The 20,388-nt window shown below is 61.5% G+C and carries 20 protein-coding genes; 1 reads left to right on the top strand and 19 read right to left on the bottom strand.

Going from position 1 to position 20,388, the window contains the following annotated elements; translation table 11 throughout:
- Positions 1-5: 5 nt before the first annotated feature.
- The 4 genes from ACJJVH_RS01225 to ACJJVH_RS01210 all read right to left on the bottom strand — a co-directional run bounded on the left by ACJJVH_RS01225 (position 6) and on the right by ACJJVH_RS01210 (position 5,353).
- A complete protein-coding gene (locus ACJJVH_RS01225) occupies positions 6-1,658 on the bottom strand; it encodes an alpha-glucosidase family protein (RefSeq protein WP_112802734.1) in 1,653 nt (550 codons plus the stop codon).
- Between the two features lie 36 nt (positions 1,659-1,694).
- The gene (locus tag ACJJVH_RS01220; protein ID WP_113393433.1) at positions 1,695-2,849 is read right to left on the bottom strand and encodes a carbohydrate ABC transporter permease; all 1,155 of its coding nucleotides are present in this window, start codon (positions 2,847-2,849) and stop codon (positions 1,695-1,697) included.
- Between the two features lies 1 nt (position 2,850).
- Positions 2,851-3,867: a carbohydrate ABC transporter permease gene (locus ACJJVH_RS01215; RefSeq protein ID WP_113385364.1), complete on the bottom strand. Its 1,017-nt coding sequence runs from the start codon at positions 3,865-3,867 to the stop codon at positions 2,851-2,853.
- Positions 3,868-3,991: 124 nt separating this feature from the next.
- Complete coding sequence (locus ACJJVH_RS01210) at positions 3,992-5,353, bottom strand: ABC transporter substrate-binding protein (RefSeq protein WP_112802957.1); 1,362 nt, start codon at positions 5,351-5,353, stop codon at positions 3,992-3,994.
- A gap of 312 nt (positions 5,354-5,665) precedes the next feature.
- Here ACJJVH_RS01210 and ACJJVH_RS01205 point away from each other — a divergent pair, with 312 nt between their 5' ends.
- Positions 5,666-6,691 carry a substrate-binding domain-containing protein gene (locus ACJJVH_RS01205; protein ID WP_112802740.1) on the top strand — a complete coding sequence of 342 codons (1,026 nt, stop codon included), beginning with the start codon at positions 5,666-5,668 and terminating at the stop codon, positions 6,689-6,691.
- Between the two features lie 7 nt (positions 6,692-6,698).
- Here the strand turns inward: ACJJVH_RS01205 and folD are convergent, their stop codons facing one another.
- From folD to flgK, 15 genes are all read right to left on the bottom strand, one after another.
- Positions 6,699-7,598, bottom strand: a complete 900-nt coding sequence (gene folD, locus ACJJVH_RS01200; RefSeq protein WP_412064575.1) for a bifunctional methylenetetrahydrofolate dehydrogenase/methenyltetrahydrofolate cyclohydrolase FolD — start codon at positions 7,596-7,598, stop codon at positions 6,699-6,701.
- 117 nt (positions 7,599-7,715) lie between these two features.
- Positions 7,716-9,737 carry a succinoglycan biosynthesis transport protein gene (locus ACJJVH_RS01195; RefSeq protein ID WP_412064574.1) on the bottom strand — a complete coding sequence of 674 codons (2,022 nt, stop codon included), beginning with the start codon at positions 9,735-9,737 and terminating at the stop codon, positions 7,716-7,718.
- A 201-nt stretch (positions 9,738-9,938) separates the two neighbouring features.
- On the bottom strand, positions 9,939-10,778 hold the full coding sequence (locus ACJJVH_RS01190; protein WP_112802746.1) for a WecB/TagA/CpsF family glycosyltransferase: 840 nt from the start codon (positions 10,776-10,778) through the stop codon (positions 9,939-9,941).
- A gap of 201 nt (positions 10,779-10,979) precedes the next feature.
- The gene (locus ACJJVH_RS01185; RefSeq protein ID WP_112802748.1) at positions 10,980-11,507 is read right to left on the bottom strand and encodes a hypothetical protein; all 528 of its coding nucleotides are present in this window, start codon (positions 11,505-11,507) and stop codon (positions 10,980-10,982) included.
- Positions 11,504-11,872, bottom strand: coding sequence for a hypothetical protein (locus ACJJVH_RS01180; protein ID WP_095433968.1), 369 nt, complete (start codon positions 11,870-11,872; stop codon positions 11,504-11,506). Before ACJJVH_RS01180 ends, ACJJVH_RS01185 begins: the two co-directional genes overlap by 4 nt.
- A gap of 14 nt (positions 11,873-11,886) precedes the next feature.
- The gene (locus tag ACJJVH_RS01175; RefSeq protein ID WP_112802958.1) at positions 11,887-12,483 is read right to left on the bottom strand and encodes a rod-binding protein; all 597 of its coding nucleotides are present in this window, start codon (positions 12,481-12,483) and stop codon (positions 11,887-11,889) included.
- Between the two features lie 131 nt (positions 12,484-12,614).
- On the bottom strand, positions 12,615-13,034 hold the full coding sequence (locus ACJJVH_RS01170) for a hypothetical protein (RefSeq protein WP_112802750.1): 420 nt from the start codon (positions 13,032-13,034) through the stop codon (positions 12,615-12,617).
- 58 nt (positions 13,035-13,092) lie between these two features.
- The gene (gene fliR, locus ACJJVH_RS01165; RefSeq protein ID WP_412064573.1) at positions 13,093-13,845 is read right to left on the bottom strand and encodes a flagellar biosynthetic protein FliR; all 753 of its coding nucleotides are present in this window, start codon (positions 13,843-13,845) and stop codon (positions 13,093-13,095) included.
- Positions 13,842-15,929, bottom strand: a complete 2,088-nt coding sequence (flhA, locus tag ACJJVH_RS01160) for a flagellar biosynthesis protein FlhA (protein WP_112802754.1) — start codon at positions 15,927-15,929, stop codon at positions 13,842-13,844. The genes fliR and flhA overlap by 4 nt, the downstream gene beginning before the upstream one ends.
- A 149-nt stretch (positions 15,930-16,078) precedes the next feature.
- Positions 16,079-16,345, bottom strand: a complete 267-nt coding sequence (gene fliQ / locus ACJJVH_RS01155; RefSeq protein ID WP_112506729.1) for a flagellar biosynthesis protein FliQ — start codon at positions 16,343-16,345, stop codon at positions 16,079-16,081.
- A gap of 29 nt (positions 16,346-16,374) precedes the next feature.
- Positions 16,375-16,872, bottom strand: a complete 498-nt coding sequence (gene flgD / locus ACJJVH_RS01150; protein ID WP_112802756.1) for a flagellar hook assembly protein FlgD — start codon at positions 16,870-16,872, stop codon at positions 16,375-16,377.
- Entirely contained in the window at positions 16,860-17,312 is a 453-nt protein-coding gene (gene flbT, locus ACJJVH_RS01145; RefSeq protein ID WP_112802758.1) for a flagellar biosynthesis repressor FlbT, read from the bottom strand. The genes flgD and flbT overlap by 13 nt, the downstream gene beginning before the upstream one ends.
- The gene (flaF, locus tag ACJJVH_RS01140; RefSeq protein WP_112802760.1) at positions 17,309-17,656 is read right to left on the bottom strand and encodes a flagellar biosynthesis regulator FlaF; all 348 of its coding nucleotides are present in this window, start codon (positions 17,654-17,656) and stop codon (positions 17,309-17,311) included. The genes flbT and flaF overlap by 4 nt, the downstream gene beginning before the upstream one ends.
- A gap of 37 nt (positions 17,657-17,693) precedes the next feature.
- Positions 17,694-18,737 carry a flagellar hook-associated family protein gene (locus ACJJVH_RS01135; protein ID WP_412064572.1) on the bottom strand — a complete coding sequence of 348 codons (1,044 nt, stop codon included), beginning with the start codon at positions 18,735-18,737 and terminating at the stop codon, positions 17,694-17,696.
- 3 nt (positions 18,738-18,740) lie between these two features.
- Positions 18,741-20,225, bottom strand: coding sequence for a flagellar hook-associated protein FlgK (gene flgK, locus ACJJVH_RS01130; RefSeq protein WP_412064571.1), 1,485 nt, complete (start codon positions 20,223-20,225; stop codon positions 18,741-18,743).
- Positions 20,226-20,388: the final 163 nt, after the last annotated feature.

The raw sequence follows: 20,388 nt of genomic DNA, 5'->3' as shown, positions 1-20,388 counted from the left end.
AAGGTTCAGGCAAGACGCGCGAAATAGGCGCCCCAGGCCGGAATATCAATCTTGTTGCCGTAGTTGTTGCTGGTAAAGCCGTGTCCCGTCAATGCCTGCCAGTTGCCATCAGGCAAGGTTGCCAGCGTTTCCACCGGGCTCATGTTGAAGACGCAGAGAATTGTCTCGCCGGCATAGGTGCGGGTGAATATCAGCACATCGCCCTGCGGCTCCGAAAAATCGATCCCGCCCTTGGCGAAGGCCGGATGAAGCTTGCGGAAGGCAAGGAAGCGGCGGTACTGCTCCAGCACCGAATTCTCGTCGCCCTGCTGGACGCTGACGGCGCGCAGGATGTGCTCGACGGGAACCGGCAGCCAGGGCTTGACGGTCGAAAAGCCGCCCTGCGCCACCTGACTGTCCCAGACCATCGGCGTGCGGCAGCCATCGCGGCCCTTGAACTCCGGCCAGAACTGGATGCCGTAGGGATCCTGCAGGTCCTGGTAGGCAAGGTCGGCTTCCGTCAGCGCCAGTTCCTCGCCCTGATACAGGCAGACGGAACCGCGCAAGGTCAGCAGCAGCGCCGCATAGAGCTTGGCGAAGGCATCGCGGTCTGCGACCAGGTTGCCCCAGCGGCTGACATGGCGCACGACGTCGTGATTGGAAAACGCCCAGCAGGCCCAGCCCTCGGGGGCCGCGGCCGCGAAATCCTTCATGACCTCCTCGACCCGATCCGGCGACAAGGCATCCGGCGCCAGAAACTCGAAGGCATAGCACATATGCATCTTGTCGCCGCCGGAGGTGTATTCGCCGACGATTTCGAGGCCGCGCTGGCTGTCGCCGACTTCGCCGACGGCGGCGATGGCCGGATATTCGTCGAGCACGGCGCGGAAGCGCTTCAGGAATTCCAGGTTTTCCGGGCGGTTCTTGTCGTAGATATGCTCCTGGAAGTTATAGGGATTGACCGCCGGCGCGGTGGAAGCGTTGCGGCGCGCGGGCTCCAGCGCCGGGTTGTCGCGCAGTTCCTTGTCGTGGAAATAGAAGTTGATGGTATCGAGGCGGAAGCCGTCGACGCCGCGATCGAGCCAGAAGCGCACGACATCGAGCAACCGGTCCTGCACTTCCGGATTGTGCAGGTTCAGATCCGGCTGCGAGGTCAGGAAGTTGTGCATGTAATATTGCATGCGGGTCGGATCCCAGGCCCAGGCCGAGCCGCCGAAGATCGACAGCCAGTTGTTGGGCGGCGTGCCGTCCGGCCGGGCATCGGCCCAGACATACCAGTCGGCCTTGGGATTGTTCTTGCTGGAGCGGCTCTCGACGAACCAGGGGTGACGATCCGAGCTGTGCGACAGCACCAGATCGATCATCACCTTGATGCCGAGGCGATGGGCTTCCGTCATCATCGCATCGAAATCGGCCAGCGTGCCGAAGATCGGATCGACGTCCTCGTAATTGGAGACGTCATAGCCGAAATCGCGCATCGGCGAGGTGAAGAAGGGCGAAATCCAGATGGCATCGACGCCAAGTGCCGCGACATGCGGAAGGCGGACGGCGATACCCTTGAGATCGCCGATGCCGTCGCCGTTGGAGTCCTGATAGGAGCGCGGATAGATCTGATAGATCACGGCGCCGCGCCACCAGTCCTTGTCAACCGCGGAAGTTGCTTGAGGAGCAATGCTCATGCTGAATGGGTCCTGTCTGAATGGGATAAACTTGGATCAGCCCCCCTTCACCGATCCGGCGAGCAGACCGCGCACGAGATAGCGCTGCAGACCGAAGAAGACGAAGAGCGGAATAAGGATGGTGACGAAGGCCGATGCCGTCAGGATCTCCCAGTTGCCGCCGCGCGAGCCGAGCAGCGCGTTCAGGGCGGCCGTCAGGACCAGATGATCCTTGTCGGTGCCGAGGAACACCATCGCGATCAGGAGGTCGTTCCATACCCAGAGGAACTGGAAGATCGCGAAGGAGGCCAGCGCCGGGAAGGACAGCGGCAGGATGATCTTGACGAAGATATCGAAATCGCTGGCGCCGTCGACGCGGGCGGATTCGATGATCTCCTTGGGCAGGCCGGCAATGTAGTTACGCAGCAGATAGATGGCGAGCGGCAGGCCGAAGGCCGTATGCGCCATCCAGATGCCCGGATAGGTCTTCGACGGTACGCCGAAAACCTGGCCGATATCGTTGTAGATACGCAGAAGCGGGATCAGCGACATCTGCAGCGGCACGACGATGAGGCCGACGACGAGCGCGATCAGGATCGCGCGGCCGGGGAACTCCATCCAGGCGAGCGCATAGGCGGCAAAGGCGGCGATCAGGATCGGAATGACGGTCGCCGGGATCGTCACCGTCAGCGAATTGATGAAGGACTGGCCGATGCCCTCGCCGCCCAGTACGCTGCGATAATTGTCGAGCGTGAATTGCGGCGGCGTGGCGACGGTGAGGTAGACGCGCCTGGCGCGCGCATCGGCCTCGAAGGCGCCGTTCTTCTGATAGCGATAGCTGCCGTCGGCATTGACGGTGAGGGTCTCGCCGTTTTCCAGTTTGGCGGGCGAGCCCGCCTTGTAGGCAGCCGGCTCCTGCACGCGCAGGCCGAAGGACTGGATCTTGCCGCCGCCCTCGATGGCGAGCGTACCTGCAATCACGAAATTCGCGCCGTCAGGCTTCGCCTTGTCCGGACCGTCGAGACGGGCGGCCGTCGTGCGGGAGGAACCGGCAAAGGCCGTCCACCAGCCGGAGGCGACGATCTGGTCCTTGTCGCGGAGCGCGGTAACGAAGATGCCGAGCGTCGGCAGCAGCCAGAGAAGAACGATAAGGAGCACCGCGGCATGAACGAAGATGCGGGCGGGACCGATGCGACCGAGATTTCCAATCATGTCAGCGCCCCTTCGTTTCTGCGTTTGCACGGCGGATGTTCCAGATCATGATCGGCGTGACCGCGATCATGATGACGAGCGCGATGACGGCGCTTCGGCCGCTATCGCCGCCGCCCCGGAACATCCAGTTGAACATCAGATTGGCGAGCACCATCGTGTTCCACTGGCCGTTGGTCATCGTGAGAACGATGTCGAACACCTTGAGGACGAGAATGGTGATGGTGGTCCAGACCGTGGCGATCGTGCCCCAGACCTGCGGCACCATGATCTTCCAGAAGATCTGCCAGCCATTGGCGCCGTCGATGACGGCCGCTTCGATGGTCTCTTCCGGAATGCCGCGCAAGGCGGCGGAGAGGATGACCATGGCAAAGCCGGTCTGGATCCAGATCAGCATGACCATGAGGAAGAAATTGTTCCAGAAGGGAATGGTGATCCAGACTTCCGGCGTGCCGCCGAACATCTGGACGATCGCGTTCAGAAGGCCGATCTGCGCGTCGGTGCCGCCGCGATATTCATAGATGAACTTCCAGATGACCGAGGCGCCGACAAAGGAGATGGCCATCGGCATGAAGATGACGGCCTTGGCGATATTGCCCCACCAGATGCGGTCGGTCATGACGGCGATGACGAGGCCGAAGAAGGTGCAGGCGGCGGGTACGACGGCGAGCCAGAGGATGTTGTTGAAGATCGACTGGCGGAACTCGGTGTCGTTGACGGCCCAGAGATAGTTGGCGCCGCCGACGAATTTGCTGCCATCCGGCCCGTAAAAGGACAGGATGAAAGTCGCCACGACGGGATAGACGAGATAAACGACGAGCAGGATCAGCGCCGGCCCCAGGAACAGCCATGGGCGGATGAGGCCGCGGCGGCGAAGGTTGACGGCGGCCCGATGGACGTCATCCCCCTCACGAGCCGGGAAAATCAAGTCCAGCAATTTGTTGGAGAACCAGAAATAGGCGGCGCAAACGGCAACGCCGAATATCATGGCGCCAATCGCCGATACGATCTGCGAAAACATTCATCCCTCCCCGAATTTGCCTCGATGAGGCCACCCGTCCGACATCGGCCGCGCACGGAGGCGCACCGTTGAATGCTGCATGGCGCCGCCGGCTTTCAACCGGCGGCGCCTGGGCTACGATGTCTTACTTGATGGCGTCCCAGGACTTCTGGATCCCGTCGGCAACATCCTGTGCGGACTTGCCGCCGACGAAATCCACCATGCCGGTCCAGAACGAGCCTGCACCGATCTTGCCCGGCATCAGGTCGGAACCGTCGAAGCGGAAGGTCGTCGCCGTGGTCAGGATTTCGCCTTCCTTGCGGAGGGTGTCGTTGGCATAGGCGGCGGTGTTGACGCCCTTGTACGGGGTCAGGAAGCCGGACTGAGCCATCCAGATCTCCTGGGCGATCGGCGTCTGCAGAAACTGGATAAAGGCGCGGGCGGCCTTCGAATCCTTGGTGATGGCCGCCAGCGTACCGGCACCTTCGACGGGCTTGCCGAGTTCGGGATGCGAGGCGTAGGGCGGGAAGTAGAAGAAGTCCGCATCCTGGCCGAGCTTGGTGCCTTCCGGGAAGAAGGACGGAATGAAGGATGCCTGCTTGTGCAGGTAGCACTTCGGCGGAACCGTGAAGAGACCCTTCGGGCTGTCGCGGAAGTCGGTCGAGGCTACCGCCGCGACGCCACCGGCGACATATTTCGGGTTCTTCGCAAACTTGCCGAATTCCTCGATGGCGGCGACGACCTTCGGGTCGTTGAACTTCAGCGAGTTGTCGACCCAGTGATCATAGTCCTGCGGCGTATTCAGGCGCAGCATCAGGTCTTCCACCCAGTCGGTGGCCGGCCAGCCGGTGGCACCGCCCGAACCGAGGCCGATGCACCAGGGCGTGCCGCCGTCCTTGACGATCTGGTCCGAAAGCTTGATCAGATCCTCCATTGTGGTCGGAACCTTGTAGCCGGCCTCCTCGAAGTTTTCCGGAACATACCAGACCAGCGACTTCAGGTCGGCCTTGTAGGGGAAGGCATAAAAGGCATCCTTGCCGTCCTTGCCCTTGTAGGTGCCGTAACCGACCCAGCTGTCGCCCGCGCCGTAGTTCGTCTTGATCCAGCCCGCCAGATCGTCGCCGAGCGGCGTCAGGTAGCCCTTGCTGGCGAGGTTGGCCAACAGGCCCGGCTGCGGCAGGATGGCGACGTTCGGCGGCGAACCGGCCTGCGTGTCGATGACGATCTGCTGCTCGTAGTTTTCCGAGGACGAATATTTGGCGTTCACGCCGGTCGCCTCGGTGAAGTAGTTCAGGACGCTGGTAAAGAGCGCCTCGTCCTCGCCGCGCCAGGGGCCGAAGATCGTCAGCGTCTCGCCCTTCAGGTCGGCATGCGCAGCCTTGAAGTCGTCGTAGCTCTTCCAGTTGAATTTGGAGTCCTGGCCAGGCTGAAACTTCAGATCGGCCGCCATCGCCGTACCGGCCGCCAGTGCGGCGGCAGCGACGGTCATCAGAAACATCTTTTTCATGCGGTTGTCCTCCCAAATAACAAGACCCATGAGCCCAAACACAATTTTGTGCTGTGCGCTCCATTCCTCAAAGCGCTTTGGCTACTTCTGTCATCCATTGAGAGCAGGATAAAGTCAAGCGATTTTCAGTTTTCCCCTCACAATGGCGCGCTGTTTGCGGCGTTGCAGCGTAAAATAGGAACGAATATTTCACTAATCGTCTTGTCTCGCATGTGCCTCTTGCTACATAATTAAAAGCGCTTTGAAAGCCGGAGGCTCTTCGGGAGGCAGTCTCGGTTCTTGGCGGCAGGCAGTTGGAGGAGCCGAAATACCGTGAATCTGAAACAGCTATCGCAAATGCTCGGGCTGTCGCAGACGACAGTCAGCCGGGCTTTGAACGGGTATCCCGAAGTGAACCACGAGACTCGCGAGCGCGTTCTCAAAGCGGTTCGGGAAACCGGCTACCGACCCAATAAAGCGGCTCAAAGGCTTGCGACCGGTAAGGCGGGCTCGATCGGGCTTGTCATGCCGACGTCGCCCGGAAACTCCTCCGACGTGCATTTCAGCGAGTTCCTGACGGGGCTGGGCGAGGAAGCCCTGCGGCACGACTTCCATTTCGTGCTGACGCCTGCCGACCCGAACGACGAAGTCGGCGCCTTGAAACGGCTGGCTGCCAGCGGCAATGTCGATGCCCTGTTCGTCAATTACATGCGCGGGCACGATCCGCGCCTGGAAATGCTGAAGACGCTGTCCATGCCCTTCCTCGTGCATGGACGTTCGATCGGCCCGGAGCCGGATTATCCTTTCCTCGACCTCGACAACGAAGCCGCCTTCTACGATGCGACGAAATTGCTTCTGCAACTCGGACATCGGCGCTTTGCCCTGCTGAACGGCCCCATCTACCTCGATTTCGCCATCCGCCGAAAGAACGGCATGGAAGCTGCCCTCGCAGAACGGGGTCTGACGCTGGAGGAGGCTTACGTCAGCCACACGCCGATGACCGACGAACAGGGCCTGCTGGCGATGGAGCGCATCCTGCAACTGGAAAAACGCCCGACCGCCGTGCTCTGCTCCAGTACCGTGCTGGCACTCGGCGCCGTTCGCGCCATCAATCAGCTCGGGCTCAAGCTGGGCGAGGACATTTCGCTGATCGCCCATGACGACGTTCTGACGCTTTTGAAGCCGGAAAGCTTCACCGTGCCGCTGACGACCACCCGGTCGTCGCTGCGGGCTGCGGGCGTGCGCATCGCCGAGCGGCTGATCGGCGAAATCAAGCATACCGACACGTTTCCCGCACAGGAATTGTGGAAGGCCGAATTGATCGTTCGCGCCTCGACCGGCGTCGCGCCGGCCGATTGACGCCGGCTCAAAATTTCGGCGGCTGCCGGCCCGCGGCGCGATAGGCTGCGATGACGGTATTGGCCATCAGCATGGCGATGGTCATCGGTCCGACGCCACCCGGAACGGGTGAAATGGCGCTGGCGACGTCGGAGACTTCCGCATAGGCGACATCACCCACCAGCCGGCTCTTGCCTTCGCCCCGCTCGGGCGCGTCGATACGGTTGATGCCGACATCGATCACGGTCGCGCCCGGCTTGACCCAGTCGGCCTTGACCATCTCGGGACGGCCGACGGCCGCCACCAGAATATCGGCGCCCCGCGCCACGGACGCCAGATCCTTCGTGCGCGAATGCGCCGTCGTCACCGTGGCGTTGGCGTTGAGCAGCAACTGCGCCATCGGCTTGCCGAACAGGTTGGAGCGGCCGATAACGACGGCATTCAGGCCGGAAAGATCCTGGCCATGGATGGCGCGCACCAGCAGCATGGCGCCGGCCGGCGTGCAGGAGATGAGGCCGGTTGCGAGATCGCCGGTTGCCAGCTTGCCGGCATTGACCACATGCAGGCCGTCGACATCCTTTTCCGGCCGGATCGACTGGATGATCGCATCGGAATCCAGATGCTTCGGCAATGGCAGCTGCACGAGAATGCCGTGAATGGAGGGGTCCGCGTTCAGCGAGGCCACCAGGCTCGCAAGCTCTTCCTGCGTCGTCTCGGCGGGCAGCGTGTGCTGGATGGAGTTGAAACCGCATTCCTTGGCCATGCGGCCCTTGGCGCCGACATAGGTGTGGCTGGCCGGATCGTCGCCGACGATGACGACCGCAAGCCCGGTCTTCACACCGGCTTCCTTTTCAAGCCCCGCCGCTGCAGCCTTCACAGCCTCGATCACCGAAGCCGCCGCTTTCTTCCCGTCGATCACTGTCGTCACGCTCGTCTCCCGATCATGAATTCGGTGGCAATCTACAGGCCATCGGCCCGGCGGAATTGCCTGCCAACGCCCTATGGTGTCTGAAAGCGGTAATTGCAAGGGAAAACGGGAAGGCGGTCAGCCGTGGTCATGATGCCGGCGCGCGGCATAGGTTTCGACCTTGGCGCGCAGAGCCGCCAGCTCCTGCCGGATACGGATCCACTCATCCGCGATATCCGCCTGGCTTGCGCTATCCAAAGCAGGCGGCGATGGCTCAACCATGATATCGGGCAGCTCCATGCCGTCATCGTGGCGCAAATCGGGAGCTGGAACGGTTCCGCGTCTCACGGAATCGCTGAACCGCTCCATCTCTCTGCCCTTATGCGATTCCGGACGGGAAACCGTTGCGCAATTTTCCTGGAATTGCTCTGGAGGAACGATGCTATCGTCCGCTGCAGGCTCCTCCGCCGGTTCCGCGCCGGCCAGCCGCTTGAGCAGGAACACCGCGCAAAGCGCCAGACCGAGACCCGCAAGGAAGCCGATCGCCTGATTGCCCGCGAGATGATCGTCCAGCGGTGCGATGGAGGCCACAGCCTGGGAAAGCACCGTCAGCGGCGGGCTGGCTTCAGGCACCGTCATGGCAGCGCTCTGCTGGTCGGCCTCATAGCGCGTCTGCGCAGCGGCAACTGCATCCTGCAGCTGCGCGAGGCTGACGAGATCGACATCGCTGCCCTTGCGGCCGATATCGGTCATTTGCGCCGAGAGAGCCGCCTGCTTTTCGAGAGCTGCCTTCACATCGGCTTCGCTGCTGACGGCGAGCCGCTGCAGCTGGCTGCGAATAGTGGCGGCAAGATCGTCGACCGTCGCCTGCTGTGCAAGCAGGCGCGGGTGGCGTGGACCCAGCTGCACCGAAAGCTGGGAGAGTTGCGCCTTGGCGGCACTGTAGCGACCGCGCAGATCGTCGAGGCCGGCGGACGAGAGATCGGCCGGCAGAGCGCCGCTCAGCACGGAGGCCGGCGTTGCCGACCGGACCGCCGAAAGGCGTGCCCTGGCGGAGCGCACCGCCTGATCGGCCGCCTTTATCTCGCCGTCCAGTTGCTGACGCTGCTGCTGAAGCGTCAGCGCTGCCGCGATCTTGTCTTCGCCGTAGCGCGCCTTGAATTCGGTCAACGCCGCGGAAGCGCGGTCGAAGTCCTTGCGGCTGCGATCGACAGTCGTTTCGCGCGCCGCCAATGGGCCCGCAGCCTTCATGACGGCAGCGTCATAGAGAATGGCGAACGCCAGCCGATTGGCAATATCGGCCGATCTGACCGGATCGCCCGTTGTCGCGATCAACCGCAGCAGGCCGGTCTGGCCGTCTATGCCGACGGCAATGCCTTTGCGAAGAGCCGCCTGCGCGCGCGAGGGCGCATCGGATGCGTTGCCGCTGCCGGACAGCAGATCGACGGCGACACCGAGGGCGCCGGTTCGCGCGCCGGTAAATTCCGGATCGCGATCGAGCTTCATCCTTGCGACGACATCGGACAGTATGGACGGAGCAAGGGCACGCTTCGCTGCGACATCGAGAAGGGCCTGGCGCGCAGCGCCCTCGCCTGCCGCATGCAGGATGGCCTGCGACATGTAGAGCGGCGGCGGGGCAAGCAAGGTCGGAACGACGGCTCCCGTCAGCGCGGTCGCGACGACGAAGGCCAAAGAACGGATACCGAGAGACCAGCGCCCCGTACGCGGCGGACGCGTGAGGTCGATAGGCGCGGCCACCGGGCGCTGCGGCTCCGCTATCCCCTCAAGCAGGTCGGGTACGATGTCCGGCAGATCGGGCATGAGCTCGGATGCCTGCTCCCGCACTCGCCCGGATTCCGCACGACGGGGGAATGGATCGGGATCGACGTATCGGGCGGCGGGCCGGACCTCCTGCGGCGCTGCCGACGTCGGCGCTCTTCGGCCCGACACCGGATAGGGGTCGCCATCCAGCATTCTGCGCAGGATGGCGCGCAGTTCCACGTCGCGCGGATCGTCGGAGTTGGCGGCGCGCAGGTTGGCAGCACTGGGCAGGCCGCCTTCCTCCTCAAGGGGAAGAGCATGCCGGCCGGCCCGTCGGGAAACCTCGAAGGCTTCCGCATCGTCTGGGTGGAATCCGGTTCTGGCTTTGCTTTCAGACATGGCGGGTTATCTCGCACGCACGGTCCGCGACCGATGCAAATGGTTAACCCACTTTAAAATTTCATGCCAAAGAAAGAGTTAACGCCGCGCCCGTAAATACCCGAACAACTCCAGGAAAAGCGCGCAGCGGTTTTTCGTCCGGAATTGCGGAAAGGCAAAAGGACAGAGCATTTTCGCGATTCGAAGAAAAGCGGAAACGCTCTAACTCGCTAACTTATCCGGAGATGCGATGCGCCGCTGCGGCAAGCGCTGCGGCTCGGCGCGCAGGGCGCGCTGCTTGCGGCCGAACTGATGCCGGACGACCTGGTAGAGGAAGAGCGGCACGCCCAGCATGTAGCGCCGCCATAGCCTGCTCGGCTCCAGCATCAGCCGGAACAGCCACTCGCTGCGCAATGCGCGCACGAGCGCCGGAGCCCTCGGCACCGTCCCGGACACGAAATCGAACAAAGCGCCGACGGTCAGCACCAGCCGGGCATGTTGCGGCCCGATATGTTCGGCAACCCATTTTTCCTGCAGCGGCGTTCCCATGCCGACGATCAGTACATCGATCTTCTGGCGGGCGATTTCCGCCGCAAGGGCATTGCTTCTCGAGGGATTGAAGAAGCCATCGGAGACCACGACGAACTGGTGCCACGGCGCATGCTGGCGAAATTTCTCCGCCGCCTGCTCGACCACGGAGCGTTTGCCGCCGATGAGGCCGATCCGCTTCGGCCGCTCCATGAAGGTCAGCAGCGCGGGCACGAAATCCGTGCCGTTCAGATTGGCCGGGAAAGGCTCTCCGTGCGCCACGCGCGAGGCGATATCGAGACCGACGCCGTCGGGGAGCACCAGATTGCGCTCCAGGACATTGCGATAGTTTTCGTCCCGCAGCATCACCAGCATGTTATGGGCATTGACGAAAGAGATCGAGGTTTGCCCGACCGACAGGCACGCCAGTTCGTTGACGAAGGTCAGCGCGTCGTCCCAGTTGAGATCGCACACCGGCAGATCGAAGATCATGCGGCGTGACGCAACGACGGCAAAATCGGCTACCTGGTTCAATCCAACAACCTCCTGCCCGACGCCGCAAACGCGCCTGGCACCGTTGATAACGGGAGCATGCCCCTTCACCGGTCAGCGGCACTGCGACAACGAGACATCGCTCGGAGAGGTTTATAGCAGGGCAAATCCAACTTTCCGTTAGGATGGAAGGTCGAATTTGCGGGAAACAGGTCAACTTCTGTTAAGCATGCCGTTCGCCGGTTATTCGACCGGCACCTTGTCCTTGGCCGCATCCTGCACGATCTTCACCGGCTTGACCGTTCTCCTGCCGATGCTTTCTCCGCCATGGGTTTCTTCCTTGGAGAGGTAGTCGAGCTGCTCGATCAGCACATCGGCGACATAGTCGCCGCCGAGCCGCTCGTTCATCCGCTTCTTCAGATCGCTGCGGAAGGCGGCGACGTCGAAGCTCTGCGCGTTGGAAATATCGATCGCCTTGTTGCCGATCAGCAGCGAAAAGAGTTCGTCGGTCGTGAGCTCCGGCAAGGGTATCTGCAGCGCATTTGCCTTGCCCTTGTCCATCATGAAGGAGATGCGTGTCAGGAAATAGCCGGTCACCTGGCCGTTGGCGATGACGGGGACATTGATCGACTCGCCCTTGACGAGCTCCTGCTGCGCCTTCTTGGCGTCGTCAGGGCTGATCGCGGGCGCCGTCGCCACCTGCACCGAAAAATAGACCGAGGCCAATGTGACGGCACAGACCCACAGGCCGGTGAGAACGAGCTTGATCATCCGGCCTCACGGACGCGGAATTGCTCCTGCGAATAGGTGCCGTCCGCATCGGCGTTCTGCACGGCATTCTTCAAAATCTCGGCGACGGCGCGCACGGCTTCGAGATGAGCCTCGACGCGGCGGGCGTTCAGAACCAGCTTCTTCTTCAGATCATGCAATTGCTCGATATGGGCGGCGGCGAGATCGGCCGGATCGGTATCGCGAAACAGCATCGACAATTCGTAGAGGCAGCGGCTCTTGTGCGCATTCGATACCTTGAGATCGAACTCCGGGTCGGTGCCGATCCGGTTGTTCTCGTTGTCGATGATCATCTCCAGCCGGCCAAGGACAGACTTGATCCGATAGTCCTGCGACATCATTTCCATGTTTGTTACCTCGCTCATGCTTTCTGGGACGTCAACGAATTCTGGTTGGTGATGCTCTTGCTGCCGTCGTTGTCGGCATCATTGGCAGCCAGCGTCTTGCGCTGAAAGTCGGTGATCGCGCTCAGCGCCATCTTCTTGTCGTTCTCGTCGGTCGCAGAGTGGACGGCGCCGGTATTGCGCATCTTGTCGACCTGCTCCTGGTACATCTTTTCGGCGATGCCGACGCCGCCGTTCTTGGCGAGCGTGTTGCCCAGCTGCTCGGCCATCATGCCCTTCCAGATCTCGCCGGCCGACCCCTTGCCGTAGAGCGTCTCGCTGCTCGGCAGCATGTTCTTCACGAAGTTCTGCAGCACCATGGCCTCGAACTTGCGATAGACTTGCGGAACCTTCGTTCCGGCCGCATGCGTATTGGCATTGCCGAGACCGGCCTGGGTCGCGGCACTGTTGAGCGCGTCCACCGTCGCCCCGAAGCCGTTGCCGTTTTCGGCGAGGCTGGTGGCGGCAAAGGCGGCCCGGTTGGCGGCAAGCTTGGCTTGCGCGGCCTCCACATCGGCGGGATTGGCCGCCTTGACGACATCGAGGACCAAATCACTCGGAGGCGAAATAGCCACGTCACGTCTCCTTCTGCTGTCGAACGGCCTGAAAACGCGCGGCACGGCGCTCATTCCCAGGCATGTCGAATCAAACTGTCAGAGCAGAACGGCAACCCAACGGTGCGAATCCTGCTCCATGATCGTGACGATTATGGTTTTTGAACCTTGCTGGAGGCTGGCGTTGCGCCGGCGAAGCGCTGGTCGATGATGTCGTAGACCGCATTGTCGTCGGCCTCCCGCGTTTCCAGTTCGCGGGCATCCTTCATATGCTCTTCCAGCCGGTCGGCCTTGGTGCGCTCCTGCTGGACCTTCATCTGAATGAGCGTCTGGATGCTTTCCAGCTGCTGGTCCTTGATCATCAGGCGTCCGTAGCGGTCGGCATAATGAATCGAGAATGCCATGTGCACGGGATCGACCGAGCCGATGGCATCCATGACCCGCTCCATCGATTCCGTGACCTCGGAGCGCTGACGGGTCGTATCGGCCAGCTCGTTTTCCGCTATTCGCTCCAGATGCCGCTGCACCGCCACCAGGCGCTTCAATTTTTCAGAACGGTTTTTCTCCGCCATCGCCTACCTACCTGCCGGCTGCACCCGAATCGGACTGCGCGCTCTTTCCGCTTGCGGGCTAATGCCCGTTGAAGACGGTGAGGAACGAACTGGAAAACTGACTGACCAGCGCCGCGATGCTGAGATAGAGCATGAACAGCCCTCCCATCAGCAGATACGGCGTGGAAATGAAATAGATCGGGATCTGCGGCGCCAGCTTGTTGATGAAACCGATCGAAATCTGGAACATCAGGCCGTAAAGCAGGAACGGGCTCGCCAGCCGCAGCATGATGAAGAAGGTGGTTTCCAGCGTATCGGTGATGGAGATCAGCGCGGCGCGCGGCTCGATGTGACCGCCCAGCGGAATGATGGAATAGGAATCGACCAGCGCCTGCAGGACATAATGATGGAAATCGAGGATGAAGAGGATCATGAGCCCGCAGAAGCTGATGAGGCTGGTGAGCGAGGTTTCGCTCGCATCCTCGATGATATCGGCGCCGGCCGGTGCGTTGAACCCGATCAGCATCGATATGATCGTGCCGGCGAACTGCAGGCCCAGCGTATAGATCCGGGCCATCATTCCGTACATCGATCCGATGACCGCCTCGGTGAAGATCAGCCCGATAAAATTCACGTCGCCCTTCGACACCTGCGGATAGATCGTGTTCCACAGCAGCGGCAGAATAGCCAGCGACAGCGCGACCGAGAGGAGCAGCCGAATCTGCCCGGGAACACGGCCCGAGGAAAATCCCGGAAGGACCATCATGCAGCCGCCGATGCGGCAGAAGGCGACGAACAGCGCCAGAATGGTCCCCTGGGGGTCGGTTATCATGAAATCGAACCTAGAATCTTGATCTCGATCCCCTTGGCCAATTCCACATGCGACAGGACCGGAAGGGTCGCGAACAGGCGTTCGATGATCATGCGCACATAGGAGCGCGTTTCCGGCGACGTGACAAGAACGAAGGGCATGCCGCGATCCATGTATTCACGGATAACTTTGCCCGCCTGCTCGCTGAACTCCTCCAGGCTGCGCGGATCGATGTCGAATTCGACGACCTCGCCCTTCTGGTCGCGCTTCAGCGCCTGATGGAAGATGAGGTCCCATTTGCTGCCGAGGCGCAGGACGCGCAGCACGCCGTTGTCGGCCAGGTCGCCGCAAAGCTGCTGCGCCATGCGCACGCGCACATGCTCGACGATCTGCTCGGTCTTGCGCACATGCGGCGCAAGTTCGGCGACCGCCTCGAGGATGAGATGCAGGTTGCGGATCGAGACACGCTCGGCCAGCAGCAGCTTGAGCACGGCCTGCAGGCCCGAATAGGACATGTGCGACGAGCAGATCTCGTCGGCGAGCTTTTTATATTCGGGATCGAGGCGATCGATGAGAATCTTGACGTCCTTGTAGGACAGCAAGGCCGGCAGGTTGTTGCGGATGACCTCGCTCATGTGGGTAAGCACGACGGAGACGTTGTCGATCGGCTGGAAACCCTCGCGTTTCAGGTCTTCCGTGAAGGCCTCGAGAACGGAAACGGCCGGCATGCCGAAGGCGGGCTCGCGAATCTCGTCGCCCGGCACGGTCGGCTTGCGGCCAGAGCCGGTGACGACGAGCACTTCGCCGACACGCAGGATGTTGGAGGCGATGGTCGTGCCGTGAATACGGATCTGATACGACTTGTCGGCGATCGCCATGTCGTCGATCACCTTGATCTCCGGCACGACGAACCCATACTGCGTTGCGAACTTCTTGCGCATCTTGCCGACGCGGAAGGCCAGCTCCTGATGGGCGCCGAGCAGGCGGGTGGAGACGATCTTGCCGAGCGCCAGCTCGATCTCGGCGGTCTTCAGAACCGACTTGACCGAATCCTTTTCCATTTCCTTCGTCTGCATCACCTTCTGCTCTTCGGCATCGCGGCGCAGCTTGTTCTCGGCCTCGATCTGACGCGGGATGAACCAGGCGCCGGTCGCCATCAGGCCGCCGAGGACGAGGAAGGGGAAGAAGGGCATGCCGGGCATGATGGCCAGGATGCCCATGAGGACCGCCGAAACGGCGAGCGCGCGCGGATAACCGCTGAGCTGGTTGACCACGGCCTGGTCGGTGGAACCGGCCGTGCCGCCGCGCGAAACGAGAAGGCCGGCGGCGAGGGAGACGATGAGGGCCGGCATCTGCGACACCAGGCCGTCGCCGACGGAGAGCTTCACGAAGACGTCCGCCGCCTGTCCGATCTGCATGCCGTGGCGAAAATAGCCGATGATGATGCCGCCGAAAACGTTGATGCAGGTGATCAGAAGGCCGGCGACCGCATCGCCGCGCACGAACTTGGAGGCGCCGTCCATCGCGCCGAAGAAGGAGCTTTCCTCTTCCAGTTCGCGGCGGCGGCGCTGCGCTTCCTTCTCGTCGATCAGGCCGGCCGAGAGATCGGCGTCGATCGCCATCTGCTTGCCGGGGATGGCGTCGAGGGTGAAGCGGGCGCCGACTTCGGCGATACGCGTCGCGCCCTTGGTGATGACGATGAAGTTGATGGTGATGAGGATCAGGAAGACGATCAGGCCGATGACGAAGTCGCCCGACATCACCAGGCTGGAAAAGCCTGCAATGACGCCGCCTGCGGCATCATGCCCCTCATAGCCGTGCGAAAGGATGACGCGCGTCGTGGCGATGTTCAGCGCCAGTCGCGTCATGGTGGCGATGAGCAGAATCGTCGGGAAGGACGAGAATTCCAGCGGCTTCTTGATCCAGAGCGCCACCATGAGGATCAGCACCGAGAAAGCGATCGAGAAGGCCAGTCCAAGGTCGATCAGAAACGGCGGAATCGGCAGGAACAGCACGCACAGGATGACCATGATGCCGAGTGCGAACCCGATATCGCGTACGCTGGGATTGGCTTTGGGGAGTGCTATTGCGGGTGGTTGTGCCATCGACCGGTTCCGTCTCTTCATGAGAGGAGGCAGACGGCCGAGCCGCCTGCCCTATTGGAACCGACCTTTAAAAGTCGAAGCTTGCGCGAGCATGGCCTATAGCCATCGGTGTTGGCGATCCGGAAGCCGCAACGGCCTCCGGGCCCATTCTAGAAGCCCGACTGGATGCGCGAGAAGACGAGATTGGTGAAGATCGAAATCTGCGCGCCGACGAACGGAGCCGAAATGCCGATAGTGACCATGACCGCCACGATTTTCGGCACGAAGGTCAATGTCGCCTCCTGCACCTGGGTCAGCGCCTGGATCAGCGCAATCACCAGACCGACGACCATGGCGGCAAGAACGGCCGGACCGGAAGCCACGAGCACCGTCCAGATCGCCGCCTGGAAGATATCCAACGCATCGGCTTCATTCATGACATTTCCACTCCCGGTTCAGCAGCTCCTCATGAGCCGCTGGTCGAATCCGTGCTCGACGAATCGCTGCTGCTGCTACTATCGCTCGACGTGGACGACGCATCAATGGCCGTACCCGCCGGAGCGATCGTGACGCCGGCCTGGATCAGGATTTTGTCGCCGGCATCGGTTTCGGCGATAATACCGTCCGTGTAGACGCTTACCTGCTTGATGGTGCCGGTGGTCTTGCCATCGGCGCTCATGATTTCCTTGCCGATATAGTCCGATGCCTGCGATATCCACTGGTTCTGCAAGACGGTTTCCAGATGAGAGTTCGTCTGGATCTGCTGCTCGACCTGCGAGAAGCTCGCCAGCTGCGAAATCTGCTGGCTTGCATCCATCGGGTCCGTCGGATCCTGGTTCTTCATCTGCGCGATGAGAAGCTGCAGGAAGTCGTTATAATTCAGGCTGGCGCTCGCCGATGCGGTTGCGGCACTCTGCGAGGAACTGCTGCTGGTGCTGCTGGTGACGGCGTCTACCGCTGCCATGGAGCGATCTCCCGACGAATGTGCTCGATCGTCGCCGCAGGCATCTCCTGGTTGTTCAGAATACCGTCCTCGACCGGGTAGAGGCCACGGATCGCCTTCAGCGCATCGAAGGCGCGGCCGGTGGCGACGAGACCGTCGATGCGCTTCAGCTCGGCCAGCACTTCCTCATTGTGGAAGCACGACAGCAGCATGACGATCGACTTGCGGAACATGGCCGTCGACTGCTCCTTGCCCTCCGGATTGATGAGGATCATCTGCGCGATGAAATAGAGCTGGCGCAGCGGAGTCGTCGCGTCTTCGGGTTGAAGCACATGGTTCTCAAGCAGGAATGTCACATCATTCAGGAATTCCAGGGCAACCTTGCGATCGACGCGCAGGACGGCCCCGTTGATAAAGATCTTTTCCCCGGCTTTGAGCGATATGCGAAGCGTACTTTTCATTTAAGTCCATCCCTGATGATGGTGGTGACATCGATGATGCCTTGATAATTTTCCGACTGGCGCCGCCGGATTCGATCGCATTCCTTCAAGATCCAGATGGCGATCGAGATTAGGTTGGCACGTAGTTCGACATTGAGCTGATTCTCCGGACTTTTGAGGTCCTCGACGAAGCTGACCCATACGCGTCGCGTATAGAAAAGCGCCTCGATCGCTTCGCGGCCGTATTTCCCCGCATCACGGGCCGCAGAGAGGAGAGCTATCGACCGGTCCAGAACTTGCCGTTCTCGTTCCTTGGCGTCGGCCACGTCATCCTGCATGACTTCCGCATATGAGAACTGATACATTCACGCATCCTTCCTGGTCATTACTTCCCTTTGATCATCAAAGGTAATTTACAAGGCTTAACTGCTGGATCTTGGAGACAATCGTGTAAGCCGTTTCAAGCTGGGTCTCGAGGCTGTTGACCTTGGTCGAAGCCTCGTAGGGATCGACCCCGGTCAGGTCGCCTATGCTGGTATTGAGAATGGTCTTCTGGGCGTTCAGCGCCGTATTCGCGTCCGACAGGCGCGACTGTGACAGACCGAGTTGGCTTGCCTGGTTGTTCAGGCCGTCCACCGCCTGGCGCGCGTAGCTGATGGCCTGGTCCGTGACGGCATTCAGCGCGTCCGAGTTCAGCGCCGGCGTCGTGCCCATCAGCGCATTGGTCACGCTGGCGGCGAGCGCCAGGTAGCGCATGCCGGAAGCATTCGAATTGGTGGAGGTTTCCACGACTTCCGAATTGCTGATGCGGCTCGTCATATTCTGATCCGACGCGCTCGACCAGTTCGCCCACTCGCTATCGGAGGTGAACATCGGCTCGACCGTGGTCGTGATGAAGTCCTTCACCTGATCGGCGGTGAGCTTGTCGACGGTCGTGCCGTTGCTGGTGGCGTATTGAGACAGCGCAGTCTGAATCTGCGCGTTCGCCGTCGCCGAATAATCCGTCATCGGCTGGACATCGGTGTTGGTGCCGGCAAAGAGATATTCGCCGTTGACCATGGTGTTGGCGGAGGCGATGACGCTCGAAAGTGCGGCGGTCGCGGTCGACTGCGACAGCGCCACGCTGCTGCCATCCGTGTTGCCGCGCAACGCCACCAGCTGATCCATCAGCTTCTGCGCCTGGGTGCCCATGCCGCTCAACGCGGTCTGCGACGAGGTCATCCGCTGGTTGGCAATGGAATTGCTGCTGAGAATGGAATCGATGCGCGACACCTCCCGCGTCAGATTCACGCTGAGCGACGTATTGCTGCCCAGCGCGACGCCGATATCCGCATAGACGCCTGTGGTTGCCTCCGTCGAGGCGCTCGTCATCTCGTTCTGCGCCTGACGGATCGTCTGGCGCATGGCGTTCTGAATGGCTGTGCTCGAAATGAAAGAAAGTTTCATAGCTTAGCTCGCAATGTCCAGTACCGATTGAAGCATCTCATTGACAGCGTTCAATATCTTCGTTCCAGCCTTGTAGGACTGCTCGATATCCATCATCAGCGTCAGTTCCTCGTCGAGATTGACGCCGGTCGCATTCGAATAGGCGCCCGAGGAGCGCGAGAGCGCCGCCGATGTATTTTCGGCCGCCGTCGTAGCCGTGCTGCGCTGCCCCTCGAGCCAGCCGATGGAACTCGATGCATAATCCATGAGGCTGGCGTTGGTATCCGAGCCGGCTGAAGCAGCGAAGCCCGTTTTGGCGTTCATTGCTGTGATGTAGGCGTCGAGCTGCGTGGAATAGCCGCTGTCGCCGCTGGTATTCACGACGTAGTTCGTGCCGTTGATGCCGCCGTCGCGCAGCAGGGTCGGGTTCGAAACGGCAGCGGAATTGACGGTGATGGAACCGGCAAGGCCCGTTATGACCGTCGCGCTGCCCGGCCCGGTGCCGTTGCTCCAGGTGGAGGCGCCCGAATAGGTGAACAGGCCGGCCGCCATGACCGGGTTGCTTGGGTCCGTATTGTCCGTTTCCGCAAACGTCGTCACCAGGCCGCGCGCGATTTCGTCAAGCTGCTTCTGGTAGGTCGGCGCCACATCGTCGCGAACCTGCAATGCCGCCTGGAGGCTGCCCTGCGCGGTCGTGTTGGCGCCCTGGCCGGGGGTCAGCGCAACGCCGTCGATGTAAACGCTGTTTCCGGTATCGGCGGCCGTATAGGAATTCGTCGGCTGAAACGTCACCGTGCGCGGAATGGTTTCGAACAGGGTGGTGCCGCTCGTGGTGTAGAGCGCCATGTCGTTGTTGCCGCGCGTCACCGCGTTCACGCCGACAATCTGCGAGATCTGCGTCAGGATGGAATCGCGCTGATCGAGGGCATCGGCCAGAGCGTTCGACGTCGGGCCGGCGGTCGTCGTGGCCGACTTCACCGCATCGTTCGCCGTCTGGAACTGCTTCAACAGGCTGTTCAGCGTATCGACATCGGAGCTGATCTGCTTGTCGGCATCGGTGCGGGCGCTCTGCACGGCCGTCGTGGCGTTGTTGAGCGCCGTCACGAGACTTTGCGCGGAACTGATCGCGGACTGGGCAGCCGTCGTGCTCGACGGCGAGCCGGAGTAGGTCTGCATCGCCGTCTGGAACGCCGAAAGATAGGTCGCCGGCGAAATCTCGTTATCGTTGCCGCCGAGCGTTGCCGACTGAAGGTTGCTGTAGGCATTCAAAAGCAGCTGCTGCGCCGAATCCGACGACGAGGAGCTGAGATAGGCCTTCTGCAACGCCGGTTCGCTGCTTCGCTCGATCTTTACAACCTGGGCGCCCGCCATGTCGGTGGTCAACACCGCCTGTCGACGTGAATAACTCGTGTTGCCGGCGTTTGCGATATTGTTCGATACGACACTGCTCTGCGTGCCGGTATTGTTGAATATCGCCTGCGCGTTATTGAGAGCTGTTGTGAGCGACATGACTGACTCGATACCCTATTCGTTTTAGCGCCGCAGAGCGGATGAAAGGCCGCCGGAGCAAGCCGAAGACGACCGTCTGCAAGCGTATTGGAAGACGAGAACACCGTTGCGCCGGATATGGGAAGCGATCACGGGAATCTGCGAAGCACCCTTTCCCGCCGGG

Origin of the sequence: Rhizobium sp. SYY.PMSO (genome assembly GCF_046840415.1) — a bacterium.
Classification (GTDB): Bacteria; Pseudomonadota; Alphaproteobacteria; order Rhizobiales; family Rhizobiaceae; genus Rhizobium.
This window is presented reverse-complemented; position numbering and strand designations above follow the sequence as displayed.

Bases quoted from the DNA above. Each gene is read 5' to 3' on its own strand.
- ACJJVH_RS01225 (WP_112802734.1), bottom strand. From the start codon at position 1,658: ATGAGCATTGCTCCTCAAGCAACTTCCGCGGTTGACAAGGACTGGTGG.
- ACJJVH_RS01220 (WP_113393433.1), bottom strand. From the start codon at position 2,849: ATGATTGGAAATCTCGGTCGCATCGGTCCCGCCCGCATCTTCGTTCAT.
- ACJJVH_RS01215 (WP_113385364.1), bottom strand. From the start codon at position 3,867: ATGTTTTCGCAGATCGTATCGGCGATTGGCGCCATGATATTCGGCGTT.
- ACJJVH_RS01210 (WP_112802957.1), bottom strand. From the start codon at position 5,353: ATGAAAAAGATGTTTCTGATGACCGTCGCTGCCGCCGCACTGGCGGCC.
- ACJJVH_RS01195 (WP_412064574.1), bottom strand. From the start codon at position 9,737: ATGTCTGAAAGCAAAGCCAGAACCGGATTCCACCCAGACGATGCGGAA.
- ACJJVH_RS01185 (WP_112802748.1), bottom strand. From the start codon at position 11,507: ATGATCAAGCTCGTTCTCACCGGCCTGTGGGTCTGTGCCGTCACATTG.
- ACJJVH_RS01180 (WP_095433968.1), bottom strand. From the start codon at position 11,872: ATGGAAATGATGTCGCAGGACTATCGGATCAAGTCTGTCCTTGGCCGG.
- ACJJVH_RS01170 (WP_112802750.1), bottom strand. From the start codon at position 13,034: ATGGCGGAGAAAAACCGTTCTGAAAAATTGAAGCGCCTGGTGGCGGTG.
- fliR (WP_412064573.1), bottom strand. From the start codon at position 13,845: ATGATAACCGACCCCCAGGGGACCATTCTGGCGCTGTTCGTCGCCTTC.
- flhA (WP_112802754.1), bottom strand. From the start codon at position 15,929: ATGGCACAACCACCCGCAATAGCACTCCCCAAAGCCAATCCCAGCGTA.
- fliQ (WP_112506729.1), bottom strand. From the start codon at position 16,345: ATGAATGAAGCCGATGCGTTGGATATCTTCCAGGCGGCGATCTGGACG.
- flgD (WP_112802756.1), bottom strand. From the start codon at position 16,872: ATGGCAGCGGTAGACGCCGTCACCAGCAGCACCAGCAGCAGTTCCTCG.
- flbT (WP_112802758.1), bottom strand. From the start codon at position 17,312: ATGAAAAGTACGCTTCGCATATCGCTCAAAGCCGGGGAAAAGATCTTT.
- flaF (WP_112802760.1), bottom strand. From the start codon at position 17,656: ATGTATCAGTTCTCATATGCGGAAGTCATGCAGGATGACGTGGCCGAC.
- ACJJVH_RS01135 (WP_412064572.1), bottom strand. From the start codon at position 18,737: ATGAAACTTTCTTTCATTTCGAGCACAGCCATTCAGAACGCCATGCGC.
- flgK (WP_412064571.1), bottom strand. From the start codon at position 20,225: ATGTCGCTCACAACAGCTCTCAATAACGCGCAGGCGATATTCAACAAT.